Source organism: Cellulomonas uda (genome assembly GCF_006538705.1).
Lineage (GTDB): Bacteria > Actinomycetota > Actinomycetes > Actinomycetales > Cellulomonadaceae > Cellulomonas > Cellulomonas uda.
In genome coordinates this window covers 1-18,233 of the sequence record NZ_BJLP01000065.1, presented here as the reverse complement: position 1 = coordinate 18,233, position 18,233 = coordinate 1, and the positions used below count along the sequence as shown (strand labels likewise).

Sequence of the window (18,233 nt, the reverse complement as noted above, 5' to 3'; positions counted from 1 at the left end):
GCGGGTTCGTGGCGTGGAACGGCTCGAGCCACAGCGCGAAGTCGGTCGCCGACGGCAGCCACATCGCGCCGAGCCCGAACGTGCCGTCCTCGTACACCGTCTCCGCGGCGGCGTTCTTGGTCCACACGCCGGTGGTGGGGTTCCGGTCGTACCGGTAGACCCGGAGCGCCCCGTTCTCCATCGGGTCGATCGTGAAGCCGTCCGGTGCCACGACCCGCCCCCGGATCGCGGGAAGCAAGGTGGGCCGCAGGACGACGCCGGTGGTGCCGGGACGCATCAGCCGAGTCCGCGACCAGACACCCGACAGGTCGTCGTTCGCGGCGAGGACCGAGCCGTCGGCGGCCATCACGCCTGTGCCCACGAGGCCCCCTCCGCTCGCGACCACCAACGCGTAGGACCGGCCCGTGTCGAGCCCGTCGAGCTGGAACGTACCGTCGTCGCGGGACCACTCGCGGGTCGCCCGGACCTTCCCGTCGGCGCCCGTGACCGCCATGAGGGTGAGGCTCGCCTCGTACCCGCTGTAGTCCGTCGCCTCGATCCGACCGGAGATGCTCCCGGTCGGGTTGACGTGCACCGTCAGGTCGCTCGCGGGTGCCTTCACCGTCGTCGCGTCGTTGCGGTTCGTGACGAAGTACCCGTCGGCGGCGTTCCAGAAGCCCGCGAACAGCGTCCCGCGGGAGTCGGTCAGGTGCAGGTGGACGTCGGAGCCGGACGGCACCCCGCCCACGACGAACGTCCCGTCGGCCCGCACCGTGCCGCTCACGTACCGCACGGGCTGGTTCCCGACGAGGCCCTGGATCCGGAGCGTCGTCGGGTCGCCCGTGTAGGCCGACGGGAGCTGGAGGCGCCCGCTGATCTGCGTCGCGAGCGAGGCGGTGACCACCAGGCCCGTGGTACCGGGTGCGATGACGGCGGCGTCGGTGTGGAACATCGTCGTCGAGCCCGTCGCGGTGACGTAGCCGTTGAGCAGGCGGTGCTGCCCGTCGTGCAGGAGCAGCAGGTGGTTGCGACCCACGCGCAGGTCACGCGCGACCGTGAACGTCCCGTCGGCGGCGACGGGCACGAACGACGCCGGGTACGCCGGGGACTCCGTGCCCGTCCCGACGCCCGTGAGCACGCGCAGCTCGACGCGGGGCGGCGCCGCCGCGGAGTAGGTGTAGCCCGCGGGGAACACCACACGTCCGGTGATGGGGGCGGGGTCCGCGGCCCGTGCGGGTACCGCGAGGGCGGTGAGCACCAGAAGGAGCGCGGACGCGAGCGCGAGGAGCGCCGCACGTGGACGCGATGCCGGCGTAAGGACGGTGGTCATGAGGAGGGGCCTCTCGTCGAGGTCGAGCGGGTGGCGGGCGTGCGGGGAGGGCCGTCGATCGGTACCGGCAGCCCTCCCCCGCGTCAGGTGACCTTGACCGTCAGGGCCGACGAGGTCGCGCCGTTGAGGTACGTCGTCGAGGTGGACGTCGGCGTGTACCTGGCTGTGACCTTGTACGAGCCCTTGGTCTGCGCGGGCATGGTGACGGTGACCGTCCCGGCCCGGGCCGCGGTCAGGGTGACCGTGGTGGTCTTCGAGCCGAGCGTCACCGCGACGGTCCCGAGCGGCTTGGTCACGAGACCGCCGGAGTCGACCACGACGGTGACCTTGACCGCCGTCCCGGCCTTCACGGACGGCGCGGACACCCTGACGGTGGGCGTCACCTTCGGCACCTTCGTCTGCAGGGACGTCGACCGCGCCTGCGAGCCGTCCGCCGCGCGCGCGGTCACGCGCACCGACAGCCGCTTGCCCACGTCGGACTTGGCGACCTTGTACGACGAGCCGGTCGCGCCGCTGATCTCCACGCCGTCGCGCAACCACTGCACGCTCGTCGACGTCGGCGGCGTCGACCACGTGCCGCGGTCGGCCCACACCGTCTTCCGGTACGCGACGGTGCCGGAGATCGACGCGCGCGTGACGTTGCTGATGGGCGCGGGCGCGACCGTCACGCCCGGCGACGTCGCGGTCGCGGCCAACCACCCGGTGCCGCCCTTCGCGGTGACGCGCACCGACAGCCGGGCGCCCTCGTCGGCGGCCGTCGGCGTGTACGTCGTGGACGTCGCGCCGCTGATCGCCGCGCCGTCACGCAGCCACTGCACGCTCGTCGTGACCGCGGCGGGGTCCCACGTGCCCGTCGTCGCGCGGACCGTGGAGCCCACCCGGACCGTGCCGGTGACCGCCGGGGCGGTCAGGTTGCGCACCGCGAGCGGGATCACGACGTCGATGCCGGTGGTGTGCCGCACGACCTTCGCCTTCGCGGGGTCGCTGGTCAGGGGCGTGCCGTTGCCCGTCCAGAAGCCGGCCGTGAACCGCGCGTTCTTCGGGTTCACGTCGGCGTGCGGGTCGAAGTACACGAGGTGGTCCTCGGTCCGCTTCGCCAGGTCGAAGGCCTGGAGCGAGAACCAGCCGTTCTCCGCGACGCGCTGCGAGTCGGTCTCGGCCCACGTGCCGTCCGTGCCGCGCCGCCACAGCTGGACCTCCGCGGCGTGCGTGTCCCAGTAGCCGAACAGGAAGTCGTCCGGGGCGGTGACGAAGCCGCGCACCCCGACGGTGGTCGGCGGGCTCAGGACGACGCCGGTCGTCGTCGGGCGGACCTTGCGCAGGCTCGACCACGTCGCGTCGAAGCCGGGCTCCCCCGGCCGGATCGGGGACCACGTGCCGTCGGCCCGCTGCGCGCCGGGCTCCAGGTCGTCGAAGCTGAACATCCCGATCGCGTACGAGCGGCCGGTGTCGAGGTCCGGGATGGTGAACGTGCCGTCCGCGTCCGTGTACGTCGAGATGTTCTCCCGGAAGCCGGTCGCGTCGCTGACGGCGTCGAGCGCGATCGTCGTGTTCGCCAGGATCGCGGCCGGTGCGTCGACGCGCCCCGAGATGCTGCCGGCGAGGTTCGGCCGCAGCGTCAGGCCGCTCGCGGGCGCGGTGACCGTGCCGACGTTCAGCCGGGAGCCCGAGAAGTACCCCGTCGCCGGGTTCCACGCGCCGTCGAACAGGACGTACTGGGGGTCGACGAGCTCGATCCGGACGGCCTGGCCCGACGGGAAGCCGCCCACGGTGAACCGACCGTCGGCCTCGATGCGCCCGTAGGCGAACCGCTCGGAGCCGTCGTACGGCTTGCCGACGGTCGCGACCACGCTGAGCGGGCGGTTCGGGTCGGGCGTGTACCCGGCGGGCAGGACGATGCTGCCGGTCACCTGCTGGCCGAGCGTGGCGGTGACGACGACGTCCGTCCGACCCGGCGCGACGAGCGCGCCGTCGGGGTGCTGCTGCGCGATCCCGCCGCTCGCGGTCACGTACCCGCCGACGAGCCGCTGCTGGCCGTCCTGGAGCACCAGGTAGTACCGGCCGCCCGACTGCAGCCTGCTGCCCGGGACGGTGAACGTCCCGTCGGCCGCGACGGGGGCGTAGAGGATCGGGTAGCGCACGGGCTCGGTGGTGGTGGGGCTCGCCGGGTAGCGCACCTCGAACCGCGGCGGCATCGCGGCCGAGTACGTGTACCCGGCGGGGAGGACGACGCGCCCGGTGATGTCGAGCGGGTCGGCCGCGCGCGCGGGGACGGCGAGCGCGGACACGAGGAGCGAGAGCGCTCCCACGATGGCGAGGAGCGCGGTGCGGGCGCGCGGGACGGCTGTCGGGGCGGGGGTCATGCGTACGGCCTCTCGTCGACGACGGCTCGCGCCGACGCCGGCGCGAATGCCGGGACTGTACCGATTCGGCCCTTGCCGCGGACCACGGTCGCCACATGTCGGGATGCCCGATGACCTGCGGGTTCACCCGCCGAGGGGGCGCAAGCGCTTCGACAGGGCGCGCTGCACCCGCCCGGCCCGCCGCCGACCGGGTGACGGGGTGAAACGGTTCGCCGGTGCTGACCGGGCCGCCGGGAGCGGTAACCAGGACCCGGCCCGCCCGCACCCGGCGGCGGGCGGGGCTGCGGACGGGCCGTCCGCGGGGAGGAGCGCACGTGCGGTCGACGAGGACGGGCACGACGACACACCCGGGGACCACCCCGGACACCGCGGGGCGCACGCGCCTGCGGCGAGGCACCCTCGCGGCCACGCTGGCCGCCGTCCTGGCCGGCACGCTCGCGGGCGCGACCGCCGCCGCGGCCGCCGAGCTCGACCCCCAGCTCGCGGCGACCGCGCACACCGCGGGCCGCGTCGCCGCGGCGGCCGACGGCTCCGCGCAGCTGTCCTGGCCCGGCGTGTACTTCGAGGGCCGGTTCACAGGCACCGGCGTCGGGGTGCGGCTGTCGGACTCCGCGGCCGACTGGGAGATCCAGGTCGACGGCGCCCGCGTCGCGACGCTCGTCATGCCCGGGACGACGACCCGCTGGGTCGAGGGGCTGGCCGCCGGGACGCACACCGTGCGCGTGGTCAAGCGCAACGAGTCGCCGTGGGCGACCAGCACGTTCCGCGGGTTCGTCGCCGCACCGGGCGGTCAGGTGCTCACCGCACCCGCGCCCCGCGACCTGCAGCTCGAGTTCCTCGGCGACTCGTTCACGGCCGGCTACGGCAACGAGTCCACGTCCCGCGACTGCTCGGGCGACCAGGTGAACCGCACGACGAACGCCGACCGGTCGTTCGGGGCGATCGCGGCCCGGACGCTGGGCGCGGACTACCAGCTCAACGCGTTCTCGGGCCGCGGGCTCGTGCGCAACTACGCGGGCGGTGAACCGGGCACGAGCTTGCGCACATACGCGGACCGCGCGCTGCTCGCCGTCGCGGGCGACGTGTGGCAGCGGCCCGCGAGCTGGACGCCCGAGGCCGTGGTGATCGGCCTGGGCATCAACGACTTCTCGACGCCCGTCGGCTCGGGCGAGCAGTGGACGGCGGCGTCGCTGCGCACCGCGTGGGTGCAGGCGTACCGCGAGCTGCTGACGAGCCTGCGCGCGAAGAACCCCGGCGCCTACCTCGTCGTGAGCGTCGCGGCGTCGGGCGGGACGGACCAGCGCACGCTCGGACGGCAGGTCGTCGACGCGGCACGCGCGGCCGGGGACACGCGCGTCGTGCTGTGGGACTACAGCGACGCGCCGCTCGACCTGCAGGGCTGCCACTGGCACCCGTCGCTCGCGGACCACCGCGTGCTCGCCGACCGGCTCGTCGCGCTCCTCGACCCGCTGCTCGACGACCCGCAGCCCACGCCCACCCCCACACCGACCGCGACACCCACTCCGACGACGACTCCGACTCCGACTCCCACGGTGACGCCCACCGCGACGGCCACCCCCAGCCCCACCCCCACGTCGTCGGCACGCGGGTGCACCGCGACGCTCACGGTCGCGGGCACGTGGCCGGGCGGGTACCAGGCGACGCTGAAGGTCACCGCGGGCAGCAGCCCGATCGCCGGCTGGCGCGCGACGTTCGCGCTGCCCGCGGGCGGCTCGGTGGCGCAGGGCTGGTCGGGCGTGTTCACGCAGTCCGGCGCGCAGGTCACCGTGGCGGGGGCCGGCTGGAACGCGTCCCTGGCCGCGGGTCAGTCCACCGAGGCGGGGTTCATCGGGTCCGGCCCGGCACCGACGTCGACGACGACGACCTGCGCGGCGGCCGTCCCGGCGGCCTGACCGGGCCGCGACCGCGGCCTCACCAGACAGCCGCGGCCCGTCCGTTCAGCGGCGGACGGGCCGCGGCGTGAGCGCGGGCTCCTCGGGCTCGGAGAGCGAGAGGATCGCGCCGACGACGCCCGGCGCCGCACGGATGCGCCGCTCGAGCGCGGCGAGCTGGTGGGACGCGGCGGTCTCCCCCGGCTCGCCCGTCAGGTCGACCGCCCCGGACAGGAACACCTGGCGCGCGCCGACGAGCTCGAGGCGCAGGTCCGTCACCCGGGCGACCTCAGGCTGCGCGGCGACGAGCGCGAGCGCGGCGTTCCACACCCCGTCGTCCACCACCTGCCCGACGAGGAACCGCCGGTTGCGCTCGATGAGCACGACCGCGACCACCCCCAGCAGGACGCCGACGAGGATCGACCCGACCGCGTCCGGCACCGCCGAGCCGGTGACCTGGTGCGCCGCGATCCCGGCAGCCGCGATGACGATGCCGACGAGCGCGGCGGCGTCCTCGAAGAACACCGCGCGGACGGTCGGGTCGGAGGTGCCCAGCACGTGCTCGAGCACGCCGCTGGAACGGCGCCTGGCGGCCGCCCGCACCTGCCGGTTCGCCTGCAGGAACGAGATGCCCTCGAGGACGAAGGCGACGGCCAGCACCGCGTACGCGACACCGAAGTCGCTCGCGGGCTCGCCGTGGCGCAGCTCGGAGATGCCGTGCGTGACGGACACGCCCGCCCCGACGGCGAACAGCCCGATCGCGGCGAACAGCGACCACACGTAGACCTCGCGGCCGTGCCCCAGAGGATGGGTGCGGTCGGGCGGCCGCGCGGCCTTGCGCTGCGCGATCAGCAGGAACACCTCGTTGCCGGCATCGGCCCAGGAGTGCGCGGCCTCGGCCAGCATGGAGGCCGCACCGGTGACCACGGCAGCGGCGGTCTTGGCCACCGCGATGAGCAGGTTCGCGGCGAACGCGATCGCGACGGTGAGCGTGCTCTCGCCGCCGGAGCCCTCGTCGTGCTCGGTCAGACCGGGGAGCGCGGCAGCGACCGGACCAGGCGCTCCGGTCGGTGCGCCCGTCCCTGCGGCCTCGTCGGACGAGCCCGACGCGAGGGTCCCCATGCGGGCGACAGTAGCGACGCGTCGGCACGCGCGCGCGGCGTCCGTAGGCTGGCCCCGTGCCACCCGCCACGCCCGTCGACCGCGACCTGTTCCGGCAGGCCGCCGCACGCCCGCACGAGCCGCTGCGCACCTACCACCCGCGGCGCGCGTCGCTCGGGCGGGACCGCGGCGACGCGCTGGACCGGCTGTTCGGCCGCCTCGGGTTCTCGGTGCACGACGAGGCCGCCCCGTTCCCGCGCACCGCGGACGGGATGCTCGACACGGCGGCGCTGTTCGGCCGCACCGCACCCGTCGTCCTCGAGATCGGCCCCGGCATGGGCGAGACGACGGCGGCCATGGCGCAGGCCGACCCGGACCGCGACTACCTGGCGGTCGAGGTGCACCTGCCCGGCCTGGCGAACCTGCTGCTCCTGGCGGAGCGTCTGGGCCTGACGAACCTGCGCGTGGCGCACGGGGACGCGCTCGAGCTCGCGCGCACCGCGCTCGCACCCGGGTCGCTCGACGCGGTGCACGCGTTCTTCCCGGACCCGTGGCCCAAGGCGCGCCACCACAAGCGCCGGCTGGTCCAGCCCGAGCACGTCGCTTTGCTGCGCTCGCGCCTGCGGGTCGGCGGGACGCTGCACGTCGCGACCGACTGGGTGCCCTACGCCGAGCAGATGGTCGAGGTGCTCGCGGCCGACCCGGGCCTCGACTCCGCGGGTCCCGTCCCCCGGCCGGAGCACCGCCCGGTCACCAAGTTCGAGGCGCGCGCGCTCGCCACGGGCCGCGCGTCGACCGACGTGATCGCGAGGCGCCGCGCATGACCGACCGTCCCGACGAGCGTGCGACGACGACCGCACCCGGCTTCCGCCTGGGGATGGTGCCGGGAGTGAACCCCGGCCGCTGGGTGCGCGTCTGGGAGGAGCGCATCCGCGACGTCCCGCTCGAGCTCGTCCCCGTGCCCGCGGCGGACGCCGAGCGCGCGCTGCGTGCGGGCGAGGTCGCGGCGAGCCTGCTGCGCCTGCCGGTGGACCGCGACGGGGTGGACGTCATCACGATGTACACCGAGGCCACCGTCGTCGTCGTCGCGAAGGACCACCTGTTCACCGCCGCGGAGGAGATCGCCGCGGCGGACCTGGCCGACGAGACGCTCGTCGTGCCCGCCGACGACGTGCTCGGCTGGTCCGACGCGCCCGGCGAGCGGTTCGCGGGGGACGCCGCGACGACCGACGAGGCGCTCGACCTCGTCGCCGCGGGCCACGCGGTGCTGCTCGCGCCGCACTCGGTCGCGCGCCTGCACCTGCGCCGCGGTCTGACGACCCGACCCGTGACCGACGCCCCCGGCTCGGCTGTGGGCCTCGCGTGGCTCGTCGACGCGTACGACGACCTGACGGAGGAGCTCATCGGCATCGTCCGCGGGCGCACCGCCGCGTCGTCCCGCGGCCGCGCGGGCGCCCCGTCCGACGGCGCGCCCGAGAAGCCGGCCCGGTCCGGGACCGGCAAGGGTGCCGGCAAGGCGGGTGCCGGCAAGGCGGGTGCCGGCAAGGCGGGCGCCGGCAAGGGTGGCGCGTCGAGCAGCGGCCGCACGCCCACGGGCCGGTCGGCCGCGAAGGGCGGCTCGTCGGGCTCGGGCCGGCGCGGCACGTCGGGCGGGCGCCCGTCGGGACGCTCCGGGGGCAAGGGCCGCCGCTGACGCCCGGCCGGGTCAGCCCTGCTCGCGGCGCGCCTGCTCCGCGCGGCGGTCGGCCTCGCGCGCCTCGAGGCGGCGCTCCTCGCGGCGCACCTCCTCGAACGTCTGACGCTCGCGCACCAGCCACTGCGGCGGGTCGGCGACGAGCGCGTTGATCTCGTCTGTCGTCAGCGGGTCGGTCACGCCCGCTCGCGCGAGCCCCGACGTCGAGACGCGCAGGCGGGCCGCGACGACGTTGCGCGGGTGCGGCCCGTTGCGGCGCAGCTCCGTGAGCCAGGCGGGCGGGTTGCGCTGCAGCTCCGCGAGCTCGTCGCGCGTCACCGTGCCCGTGCGGAACTCCTCGGGCGTCGCCGGCAGGTACACGTCGAGCTTGGCCGCCGCGGTGGACGGCTTCATCTCCTGGGTCTTCTTGGGCACGCGCCAACCCTACGCGTCACGTCCCACCCCACCCGCCGAGCGCGGACGGTTCGGCCCGACTGCTGACGCTGTGCGGGTGCAGTCGCGCACGAACGTCCGCGCTCGGCGGGGGTGGGCGGGTGTCCTGCCTGGTCTCGGAGCGCAGCAGGGACGACGACGGACGCCCCCGCCCCCGGACGGGAGGCGAGGGCGTCCGTGCATGCGGCGGTCAGCTGCCCGGCGGGACCGGGTGGGTGTGCCAGATGCCGTCGATGTAGTCGCGCATCGACCGGTCGGACGAGAAGAACCCGCCGCGCGCCACGTTGAGCACCGCGCGCCGCGTCCAGTCCTCGGTGTCGGCGTACGCCTCGTCGACCCGCGCCTGCGCGTCGACGTACGCCTGGAAGTCCGCGAGCGCGAGGAACCGGTCCTCGTTGAGGAGGTTCGAGACGACCGGCTCGAACACGGCGCGGTCGCCGCCCGAGAACGCACCCGAGGCGATGAGGTCGAGCGCGTGGCGCAGGTCCTCGTTCGTCTCGTAGTACGCCGACGGGTGGTACCCGCGGTCCACGAGTTCCGCGACCTGCGGCTCCGTCAGCCCGAACAGGAAGAAGTTCTCGTCCCCGACGAGCCGGCGGATCTCGACGTTCGCGCCGTCGTCCGTGCCGATCGTCAGTGCACCGTTCAGCATGAACTTCATGTTCCCGGTGCCCGACGCCTCCTTGCCGGCGAGCGAGATCTGCTCGGACAGGTCGGCGGCCGGGATGAGCGTCTCGGCGAGCGTGACGTTGTAGTTCGCCGGGAAGGCGACCGTGAGCCGTCCCTCGAGGGCCGGGTCGGAGTTGATCGTCGAGCCCACCGCGTTGATGAGGTGGATGATCTGCTTCGCGAGCACGTAGCCCGGAGCGGCCTTCGCGCCGAACGCGAACGTGCGGGGCGTGACGTCCTCGAGCCGGATCTTGCCCGTCGTGACCTTCTCGTACAGGGACACGATGTGCAGGAGCTTGAGCGTCTGGCGCTTGTACTCGTGCAGGCGCTTGACCATGACGTCGAACATCGTGTCCGGGTGGACCTCGATGCCGTCGCGCGCCGCGAGCACGTCGGTGATGCGCCGCTTGTTGGCCTGCTTGACCTCGCGGAACCGGCGGCGGAACTCCGCGTCGTCCGCGAGCGGCTCGAGGCCGGACAGCTGGTCGAGGTCGGTGACCCAGCCGTCACCGATCGCCTCGGTGACGAGGTCCGACAGCCCCGGGTTCGACAGCTTGACGAACCGGCGCGGTGTCACGCCGTTCGTGACGTTGGTGAACTTGTCCGGCCAGTACCCCGCGAAGTCGTCGAGCACCTTGTCGCGCAGGAGCTGGCTGTGCAGCTCGGCGACGCCGTTGACCTTGGTCGCGGCGACGGTGGCGAGGTACGCCATCCGGACCGCGCGCACGGGGTACTCCGCGATGATCGACATGCGGCGCACGCGCAGCTCGTCGTTCGGGTAGGTCTCACGCAGCTCGGCGAGGAACTCGTCGTTGATGCGGTAGATGATCTCCAGGTGGCGCGGCAGCAGCCGGCCGAGCAGCTCGACGGGCCACACCTCGAGCGCCTCGGGCAGCAGCGTGTGGCACGTGTACGCGAAGCACTGCTTCGTGACCGCCCACGCCTCGTCCCACTCCCAGCCCTTCTCGTCGACGAGCACGCGCATGAGCTCCGGGACGGCGATCACCGGGTGCGTGTCGTTGAGCTGGAAGACGATGCGCTCGGGCAGCCGGTGCAGGTCGTAGCCCTCGGGCAGCACCTGGTCGACGAAGTCCTTGATGGAGCACGCGACGAAGAAGTACTGCTGCTGCAGGCGCAGCTCCTTGCCCTGGGGCGTCGAGTCCTCCGGGTACAGGACCTTGGAGATGTTCTCCGCGAACGTCTGCGCGCGCACGGCCTCGGCGTAGTCGCCCGAGTTGAAGATCTGCAGGTCGAACGCGTGCGTCGCGCGCGCGCTCCACAGCCGCAGGGTGTTGACCCGGCCCTTGGCGTAGCCCGGGACCATGTAGTTGTACGGCACGCCCAGCACGGACCAGCCCGGCACCCACCGGCGCCTGACCACGCCGTCGTCGGCCTGGTACTGCTCCACGTGACCGCCGAAGCCGACGGTCACGGCGGCCTCGGGGTGCGGGAACTCCCACGGCGAGCCGAGGCGCAGCCAGTCGTCGGGCTTCTCGACCTGACGTCCGTCGACGAACGTCTGCTGGAAGATCCCGTACTCGTAGCGGATGCCGTACCCGATCGACGGGACGTTCATGGTCGCGAGCGAGTCGATGAAGCACGCCGCGAGGCGCCCGAGGCCGCCGTTGCCGAGGCCGGGCTCGACCTCGGCCTCCCGCAGCTCGTCGAGGTCGATGCCGAGGTTCGCGAGGCCCTCGCGGACGATGTCCTGCAGGTCGGACGCGAGCAGCGCGTTGTCGAGCTGGCGGCCGAGGAGGAACTCCGCGGACAGGTAGGCGACGGACTTCGCCTGCAGCTCGGCCTGGCGGCGCAGCGTCTCGATCCACCGCGTCATGAGGTAGTGGCGCACCGTGCGCGCCATCGCCAGGTACTTGTCGTTCACGGAGGCGCGGGTCAGGTCGACGCCCTGCCCGAAGTTCAGCTCGCGCAGGAACTCCCTCGTGAAGCCGTCGACCGTGTGCTCGCGCGTGGCGATAGGGGGTGTCGTGTCTGCCGTCACAAGAGCCACCGTAACCACCATGTGTGTCTGTGCGATGACGAAAGTCCTTGCAATTCTTGCGAACATCGATGAACGGGCATCCAGATTCACCCGTACGGGTGACGCCCCGTCCCCACGATACGCCCGTCCCCGACGAGGTCCGCGGCGAGTGACGCCGCCACTCCTGGGCCGTCAGGCGGGGCCGGACGTGGGCGGGCGGACGCCGGTCGTGGGCTTCACCCACCCGCGCGCCACGGCGAGGACTCCCGCCTGGAACCGGCTCTCGGCACCGAGGAGCTCGAACAGCGCCGCGATGTGCCGCCGGCACGTGCGCACGCTGATGCCGAGCCGGCTCGCGAGCACCTCGTCGGTCAGGCCGCGGCTCAGGCCCACGAGTATCGCGCTCTGCAGCTCCCCGAGCCCGTCGCACGCGTCGTGCCGCTCCTGCGTCTGCTCCGGGTGGAACGGCAGCGCCACCTCCCAGGCGGCGTCGAACAGCGACGCGAACGTCGCGACGAGGTCCGGGTCCCGCAGGACGAGCGCCGCACGGTCCGCGGCGTCCCGCTGCCGCGCGACGAGCGCGAGGCTGCGGTCGAACACCAGCAGCCGGAACGGGATGTCGGGCAGCGTGCGGAACTGCGCGCCCAACGGCTCGAGCTCCGCCACGGTGCGCAGCGTCGGCACGTGCTCGCGGCGCCGGTGGTCGTAGAGAGTGCGACGGGCCACCCCCGCCTCGAGCAGCACGCGGTCCTTCGCGTTGGACTCCTCCGCGCGCTCCACGCTCGTGCTGGCGCCCGGCAGCGCGATGAGCACCTCGGTGGACACGCGGCGGCCCATGTCCATGAGCAGGCTCAGCACCGTCTCGGGGTCCTCGACGACCTCGACCCGCTCGGTCGCGACTGCGCTCTCGCGGGCGAGCCGGTAGGCGGGCAGCAGCGCCATCAGGTCGCGGCGCCGGCCGGCGACGGACGCGCGCAACTCCTGGATGCGCCGCTCGTCCGGGTCGACGAGCCCTGCGAGCGCGACGTCCGGAGCGGCCGCGACGAGGGCCTCGCTCCCGGCGTGCTCCGGGGTCAGCAGGCCGAGGTCCAGCAGGTCGTGCCGCGCGGTCTCGATGTCGACGACACGGACCCCCAGGTCGACCGATGCGGACTCGACCGTCCACCCCGGGTTCTTCGTGACGTAGAGGAACAACGTCGCAGCAGTCCCGCTCAGCAACCTGGCCCCCCTCGTGTCACAGGTCACACCGGGCCGTACTCTATGCCACCCGGGTGCGGCCGTGTGCTGCGCGTGCGGGCCGCGAGACCGGGGCCCGCACGCGCCGGGGTGCCACGGGTCAGGCGGTGCAGCTCGTCGTCGACGTCGTGCTCGAGCAGGTCGAGGTGCTCGACGACGAGGAGCAGGACGCGAGGATCGCCTCGGCCGCGTCCGCGTAGTCCGAGATCTCGAAGTTCTCCGACTCGAGCGCCGTGATCTCGCCGGACAGGTTCGCGATGTCGTTCGTGGTCATGATGACTCCTTCGGTTCGCCAGGGGTCCGTCCCCTGCCGACAAGACAACCGGTGCCGCCTCGCGAGTCGCTGTGCGCGCCGCTCACACACCGCTGTCACGGCGTGCCATCGACGTGTGAGCGGCGCGGCGTTGACTGCTGGCATGACCACGCCTGCGCCCGCAGCCGCGCTCACCCGTGCCCTCGCGCTGTACCGGGACGTGCACGCGCACCCCGAGCTGTCGGGCGAGGAGGTGCGCACCGCGCACGCCTTCGCCCGCACCCTCGGCGAGAGCGGGCTGCGCGTCGTCGGGGGCGTGGGCGGGCACGGCGTCGTCGGCACGCTCGACAACGGGCCGGGGCCGACGGTCCTGGTGCGGGCCGAGCTCGACGCGCTCCCGCTCCAGGAGGACACCGGCCTGGACTACGCGAGCACGGCCACGTCGTCGGGCGGCCGGCCGGTGATGCACGCGTGCGGGCACGACCTGCACCTCGCGGCGCTCGCCGGCGCGGCCGACACGCTCGCGCGGGACCGGTCCGGCTGGCGGGGGCGGCTCGTCGTCGTCGGCCAGCCCGCCGAGGAGACGCTCGAGGGGGCCGCCGCCATGGTCGCGGACGGGCTGCTCGACGTCACGGGACCCCTCGACGCGGTCCTCGCGCAGCACTCCGTGCCGCTCCCCGCGGGGATGGTCGCGCACGGCGGCGGGCCGGTGCTCGCCGGGAGCGCCACGCTCGCGGTGACCGTCCGGGGTCGCGGCGGCCACGCCGCGTCACCGCACCTCACGGTGGACCCCGCGGTCGTCGCCGCCTCGATCGTGCTGCAGCTCCAGACGGTCGTGTCCCGCGCGGCGTCGCCCAGCGAGCCCGTGATCGTCAACGTCGGCCGCCTCCACGTCGACAGCCCGCCCAACGTCGTCGCCGACGTGGCCACCCTCGAGGTGACCGTGCGCGCCGTCGCCGAGACGACCCTCGTGCGGCTGGTGGAGCGCGTCCGCGCGATCGTCCACGCGCAGTGCGCGAGCGCGGGGTGCCCGGCCGAGCCGCTCGTCGTCGAGGTCGCCCGCTCGCCCGTGACGCAGCCCGACGCCGGCGTCACCGCCACCGTCCGCGACGCCCACGTGCGGCACCTGGGGGCCCAGCGCGTCACGTGGTGGCCGCCCTCGCTCGCCACCGAGGACGTCGCCCACCTCACCGCGGGTGGTGCGCCGCTCGGCTACTGGATGCTCGGTGCCGTCGGACCGGCCGCGTGGGCCGCGGCGCCCGGCACGAGCGCGCTCGAGAAGCTCACGTCGCTGCCGGCCAACCACTCCCCGAGGTACGCGCCCGACGCGCCCCGCGCGCTCGCGGCGGGCGTGGACGCGCTCGTCGTCGCGGTCCGCGCGCTCGCCTCCGCCTGACTCGCCGCCGCCCGACTCGTCATCGCCTGACCCCTCACGGCTCGAGTCGTGACTGCCGACGCACGACGACGGCCGGGGCATGCTGCTCGCCCCGGCCGTCGTCGTCGCGGTCAGGGGAACGGGTGCGGCACCCGCCGCAGGTCGGCGGCCGACACCGCACCCGACGTGCCGAGCGCGTTCCACGTGCGCGGCATCGTGAGCGCGCGCTGCCGGGTCCACCCGAAGTCGAACGGCACCAGGCCGGGCACGATCACGCACACCGTCCGCAGCCCCATCGGCTCCTGCTCCGGCGCCGTCTGGTCGACGACGATCACGTCGTGCTCGGCCAGCTCGTCGAGGCACGCCCGCAGGTCGTCGCGCAGGTCGAGCGACCGCGGCCGCACGGCCTGCCACTCGCGGTAGAGCTCGTCCAGGGACGCGGTGCGCGAGGGGTGCAGGTAGGAGTCCGCGAACCGCGCCATGGCGGGCAACCCGAACAGCGCGGCGTGGTCCGGCAGGCCGTGCACCAGCGAGTAGTCGCGCGCCATCGCCTCGAGCTCCTGGCGGCGGTCGGCGACGGTCCTGGCCTGGTGCGGCAGGTACGTCAAGGCCTCCTCGATCGCGCCCTCGACCGCACGGACGGGGTCGAAGTGCGCGGCCGCCGCGAACGACAAGGTCCCCAGCCCGCCGTCGGACCGCACGGCGAGGGCCGTGACCGCCGGGATGCGCATGTCGATCCGGTTGTCGAACGCGTGGATCCGGTACCCCTGGAGCCGGGCGCGGTCGGCCATCGCCGCCACGAGCGGGCTGGGGACGGACGCCAGGTCGATCTCCGGCAGGTCCGCGTTGCCGTACCAGCCGACGAGGAACGCGTCCCGCTCGACGAGCTCGAGCAGCCCGTGCAGCACCGCCTCCTCGAGGCTGCTGCCCGTCGCGCAGCCGTTCGACGTGGTGAGCACGAAGTTGTCGTGCTCCGCCCCCGAGCTGTAGTGGCTGAGCCGGCGCGGCACCAGGACGGGACGCTCGTCGCGCAGCGACCAGCCCCACACCCACGGGATCACGGCCGAGGCGGAGAACGGGGCGATCATCGGGTCGCACTCGTAGGCGGCCGCCGGGTAGAACCCGCACGTCGACGGGTCGAGCGCGAACCCCTCCAGGTCCGTGTACGCGGCCATGACCGGCTCCGCGTTGCGGCGCCGGTGCGTGCCCGCGTACCGCTCGAGGCCCTCGATGAGCGCGAGCCGGCGGCTCGTCGCGTAGGAGTTGGCCTGCCCGCTCCAGGACACGTCGAGCAGGCCGCCGTACCCCCGGATGAAGATGCTGCCGGAGACGGGTGCGGTCGTCGGTGACGTCACCGTCATGAGGGCCCCCGCGCCGAGCGCGCCGCAGACGGGGTTCGCGAGCGCCGCCTCCGGCAGCGGGTAGTCGTCCAGGGCGCGCTGCCGGTAGGAGCCGGGCGAGGACTTCACGCGCTCCTCGAGACGCACGGTCGCCTGCCGAGGACCGTCGGGGACCCGCACGCCGCAGCTCGGGCACCTCGGGTCCGGCAGGAGCGCCGTGCTGCGCACGGCGAGCGTCGCGAGGTCGAGGCTCGCCACCAGCGGGAGCCGGCGGCTCGCGGCGTCAGCGGCACCGAGCGCGGGTGGCTCGTCGGCCACCACCAACGCCTCGTACAGGTGCCACACGGCGTCCACCACGTACGCGGGCAGGACGGGCCACTGCCCCACCGGGGTCAGGTCCGTGCCGGTCTCGAGCGCGTCGCGGTGCGTGCGCGCGCGCAGTCGCTGCCACCGCGTGCCGAGGCAGTGCCCGCACGCGCCCGCACCACGCGGCCCGACGATCACCGCTCCCCCGGTCACGTGCACCGTCGCGTCCCGGCGCTCGGGGTCCGGCGCCGCGAGGACGTCCTGCGCGCCGAGCACCACGACCCGCGGCTCGACGACGCCCCGCTCGAGGGCCAGCAGCGTCAGCGCCTCCTGCAGCTGGTCACGCGTCGCCGCGAACGCCTCGTGCAGCGGGGCCGGGGCTCGCGCCCCGGCCGTCGCGACGCTCATGACTCACGCGTCCAGCGGAAGACCTTGGCCCCGATCGCGAGGAACACGGCGCTGAACCCCAGCAGGACCGCGAGCGCGGTCAGGTAGTCGCCCGCGTCGCCCGCGCCGACCAGCGAGTATGCCGTCGCGTCGTTGAGGTAGCGCAGCGGGAGGACCTTCGAGAAGCTCTGCAGCCAGTCCGGCATCATGTCGAGCGGCAGGAACGAGCCGGACAGGAACGCCATCGGCACGACCACGCAGTTGGAGATCGCCGCGACGGCCTCCGGGGTGTTCGCCACCGAGCCGATGATCACGCCGATCGCCATGAACGCCGTCACGCCGGCGACGACCGCGGGCACGACGAGCCACGGCTGCGGCCCGACCCGCATGCCGAAGAACGGCGAGACCGCGACGCCGATGAACAGCACGACCTGCGCGAGGCCGAGCGCGAGCGCGATGGTGTACCGCGCACCGATCACCGACCCGAAGCTCGCGGGCGACAGGCGGATGAGCCGCAGCAGGTCGTCGTTGCGCCACTGCATGAGCGTGAACGCGACGCCGAACAGCGCGGCGCTCGCCATGCCCCACGCCAGGACGCCCGACGCGATGAAGTCGACGTACCCGTGGCCCGTGTCGCCGACCTCCTGGCCGCGGAAGATCGTGCCGAACACGACCAGGAACACGAGAGGGAACGCGAACGTGAAGAACACCGTGGCGACGTCGCGGACGTTCGCCTTGTAGGTCGCCTTCGTCAGTGCCGTGTAGGTGCTCATGGCTTCGGGGCTCCGATCAGGTCGAGGTAGACGTCCTCGAGGGACGCGGTGCGGGTGCGGACGCCGTCGAGCCCGACGGACGCGCTGAGCGCGGCGAGCAGCGGACCGGGGTCCTGGGTGGTGAGGACCACGTCCTCGCCGTGGACGGCGACGTCCGGCGAGCCGGGCAGCTCGTGCGCCGCCTGCGGGTCGAGCCGCCGGCGCGGCACGACGAGCTGGACCCGCGGGTCGGACTCGCCGATGAGGTCGCGCGGCGTGCCGAGCGCGACGACCCGGCCGGCCGAGACGATGGCGACCCGGTCGCACAGCACCTCCGCCTCCTCGAGGTGGTGCGTCGTGTAGACGATCGTCTTGCCGGCCTCCTTGAGGTCGAGGAGCAGACGCCACAGGTCCCGACGAGCCTGCGGGTCGAGCGCGGCCGTCGGCTCGTCGAGGAAGACGAGCTCGGGGTCGTGGACGAGCGCGGACGCGATGGCCAGGCGCTGGCGCTGGCCACCGGAGAGCTTGTTCACCCGCGCGTCGGCCTTGTCCTCGAGCGACACCCGCGCGAGCGCCGCGTCGGCCTCCCGGTCGCCGAGCCCGTACAGGGCGGCCATGGTGCGCAGGTGCTCGCGCGCCGTGAGCCGCGTGAAGAACGCGGCGGACTGCGTCTGGACGCCGATGCGCGGCAGCAGCGCGCGGTTGCGCGGGTGCGGGTCCTGGCCGAGCACGCGGACCGTGCCCGCGTCGGGCTCCCGCAGACCCTCGACGACCTCGATGAGGGTGGTCTTGCCCGCACCGTTCGGGCCGAGGATCCCCAGGAACTCCCCGGTGGTGACGCTCAGGGAGATCCCGTCGACGGCGCGCACGTCCCCGTAGGACTTGTGCAGGTCGACGACGTCGATGGCTGTACTCATGGCGTGCTCCTTCTGTGCTTCTCCAGTGCCGGCTGGGCGAGCCACCCGGCGACGACGAGGACGACCACCGCGATGACGACGCCGCGCCCCGCCGGCCCCATGACGGCGGCCAGGAGGTTGCCGGCGACGACGACGACGGCGGTGATGACCAGGGCGACGAGCGCGAACCAGACGAGGGCGTACGCGCCGAGCCGCACCGCGACGCCGCGCGGGTAGCGCAGCCGGGGCTC

At 74.0% G+C, this 18,233-nt stretch carries 15 protein-coding genes; 4 read left to right on the top strand and 11 right to left on the bottom strand.

Annotated features, from left to right (window positions below; translation table 11 throughout):
• Positions 1-1,309 (bottom strand): hypothetical protein (locus tag CUD01_RS15005; protein ID WP_141322276.1); only part of this gene is annotated, 1,309 nt, incomplete at its 3' end.
• An 83-nt stretch (positions 1,310-1,392) separates the two neighbouring features.
• Positions 1,393-3,672, bottom strand: coding sequence for an Ig-like domain-containing protein (locus CUD01_RS15000; RefSeq protein ID WP_141322274.1), 2,280 nt, complete (start codon positions 3,670-3,672; stop codon positions 1,393-1,395).
• 314 nt (positions 3,673-3,986) lie between these two features.
• Here CUD01_RS15000 and CUD01_RS14995 point away from each other — a divergent pair, with 314 nt between their 5' ends.
• The gene (locus tag CUD01_RS14995; RefSeq protein WP_244937799.1) at positions 3,987-5,585 is read left to right on the top strand and encodes a cellulose binding domain-containing protein; all 1,599 of its coding nucleotides are present in this window, start codon (positions 3,987-3,989) and stop codon (positions 5,583-5,585) included.
• A 45-nt stretch (positions 5,586-5,630) separates the two neighbouring features.
• Here the strand turns inward: CUD01_RS14995 and CUD01_RS14990 are convergent, their stop codons facing one another.
• Entirely contained in the window at positions 5,631-6,686 is a 1,056-nt protein-coding gene (locus tag CUD01_RS14990; protein WP_141322272.1) for a cation diffusion facilitator family transporter, read from the bottom strand.
• 56 nt (positions 6,687-6,742) lie between these two features.
• Here CUD01_RS14990 and trmB point away from each other — a divergent pair, with 56 nt between their 5' ends.
• Together trmB and CUD01_RS14980 are read left to right on the top strand one after the other, a co-directional pair.
• Positions 6,743-7,489 (top strand): tRNA (guanosine(46)-N7)-methyltransferase TrmB, encoded by a 747-nt coding sequence (gene trmB / locus CUD01_RS14985; protein WP_218023866.1) that lies wholly within the window; start codon positions 6,743-6,745, stop codon positions 7,487-7,489.
• Positions 7,486-8,358 carry a LysR substrate-binding domain-containing protein gene (locus CUD01_RS14980; RefSeq protein WP_141322271.1) on the top strand — a complete coding sequence of 291 codons (873 nt, stop codon included), beginning with the start codon at positions 7,486-7,488 and terminating at the stop codon, positions 8,356-8,358. The genes trmB and CUD01_RS14980 overlap by 4 nt, the downstream gene beginning before the upstream one ends.
• 12 nt (positions 8,359-8,370) lie before the next feature.
• On the opposite strand, the gene CUD01_RS14975 is transcribed toward CUD01_RS14980, so the two are convergent.
• The 4 genes from CUD01_RS14975 to CUD01_RS14960 all read right to left on the bottom strand — a co-directional run bounded on the left by CUD01_RS14975 (position 8,371) and on the right by CUD01_RS14960 (position 12,947).
• Positions 8,371-8,751, bottom strand: a complete 381-nt coding sequence (locus CUD01_RS14975) for a DUF5997 family protein (RefSeq protein ID WP_094182434.1) — start codon at positions 8,749-8,751, stop codon at positions 8,371-8,373.
• Between the two features lie 229 nt (positions 8,752-8,980).
• Positions 8,981-11,479 (bottom strand): glycogen/starch/alpha-glucan phosphorylase, encoded by a 2,499-nt coding sequence (locus tag CUD01_RS14970; RefSeq protein ID WP_141322269.1) that lies wholly within the window; start codon positions 11,477-11,479, stop codon positions 8,981-8,983.
• Positions 11,480-11,629: 150 nt separating this feature from the next.
• Positions 11,630-12,655: a helix-turn-helix domain-containing protein gene (locus CUD01_RS14965; RefSeq protein ID WP_141322267.1), complete on the bottom strand. Its 1,026-nt coding sequence runs from the start codon at positions 12,653-12,655 to the stop codon at positions 11,630-11,632.
• Between the two features lie 118 nt (positions 12,656-12,773).
• Positions 12,774-12,947 (bottom strand): thiazolylpeptide-type bacteriocin, encoded by a 174-nt coding sequence (locus CUD01_RS14960; RefSeq protein WP_094181690.1) that lies wholly within the window; start codon positions 12,945-12,947, stop codon positions 12,774-12,776.
• 142 nt (positions 12,948-13,089) lie between these two features.
• Between CUD01_RS14960 and CUD01_RS14955 the strand changes: the two genes are divergently transcribed.
• On the top strand, positions 13,090-14,322 hold the full coding sequence (locus CUD01_RS14955; RefSeq protein ID WP_141322265.1) for an amidohydrolase: 1,233 nt from the start codon (positions 13,090-13,092) through the stop codon (positions 14,320-14,322).
• Between the two features lie 110 nt (positions 14,323-14,432).
• On the opposite strand, the gene CUD01_RS14950 is transcribed toward CUD01_RS14955, so the two are convergent.
• The 4 genes from CUD01_RS14950 to CUD01_RS16660 all read right to left on the bottom strand — a co-directional run.
• Positions 14,433-16,355: a TOMM precursor leader peptide-binding protein gene (locus CUD01_RS14950; protein ID WP_141322264.1), complete on the bottom strand. Its 1,923-nt coding sequence runs from the start codon at positions 16,353-16,355 to the stop codon at positions 14,433-14,435.
• A complete protein-coding gene (locus tag CUD01_RS14945; protein WP_094181687.1) occupies positions 16,352-17,107 on the bottom strand; it encodes an ABC transporter permease in 756 nt (251 codons plus the stop codon). The genes CUD01_RS14950 and CUD01_RS14945 overlap by 4 nt, the downstream gene beginning before the upstream one ends.
• Positions 17,104-18,003: an ABC transporter ATP-binding protein gene (locus CUD01_RS14940; protein ID WP_094181686.1), complete on the bottom strand. Its 900-nt coding sequence runs from the start codon at positions 18,001-18,003 to the stop codon at positions 17,104-17,106. Before CUD01_RS14940 ends, CUD01_RS14945 begins: the two co-directional genes overlap by 4 nt.
• Positions 18,000-18,233, bottom strand: a 234-nt coding sequence (locus CUD01_RS16660; RefSeq protein WP_170209619.1) for a hypothetical protein, incomplete at its 5' end; no start/stop codon positions are given. The genes CUD01_RS16660 and CUD01_RS14940, both read right to left, overlap by 4 nt.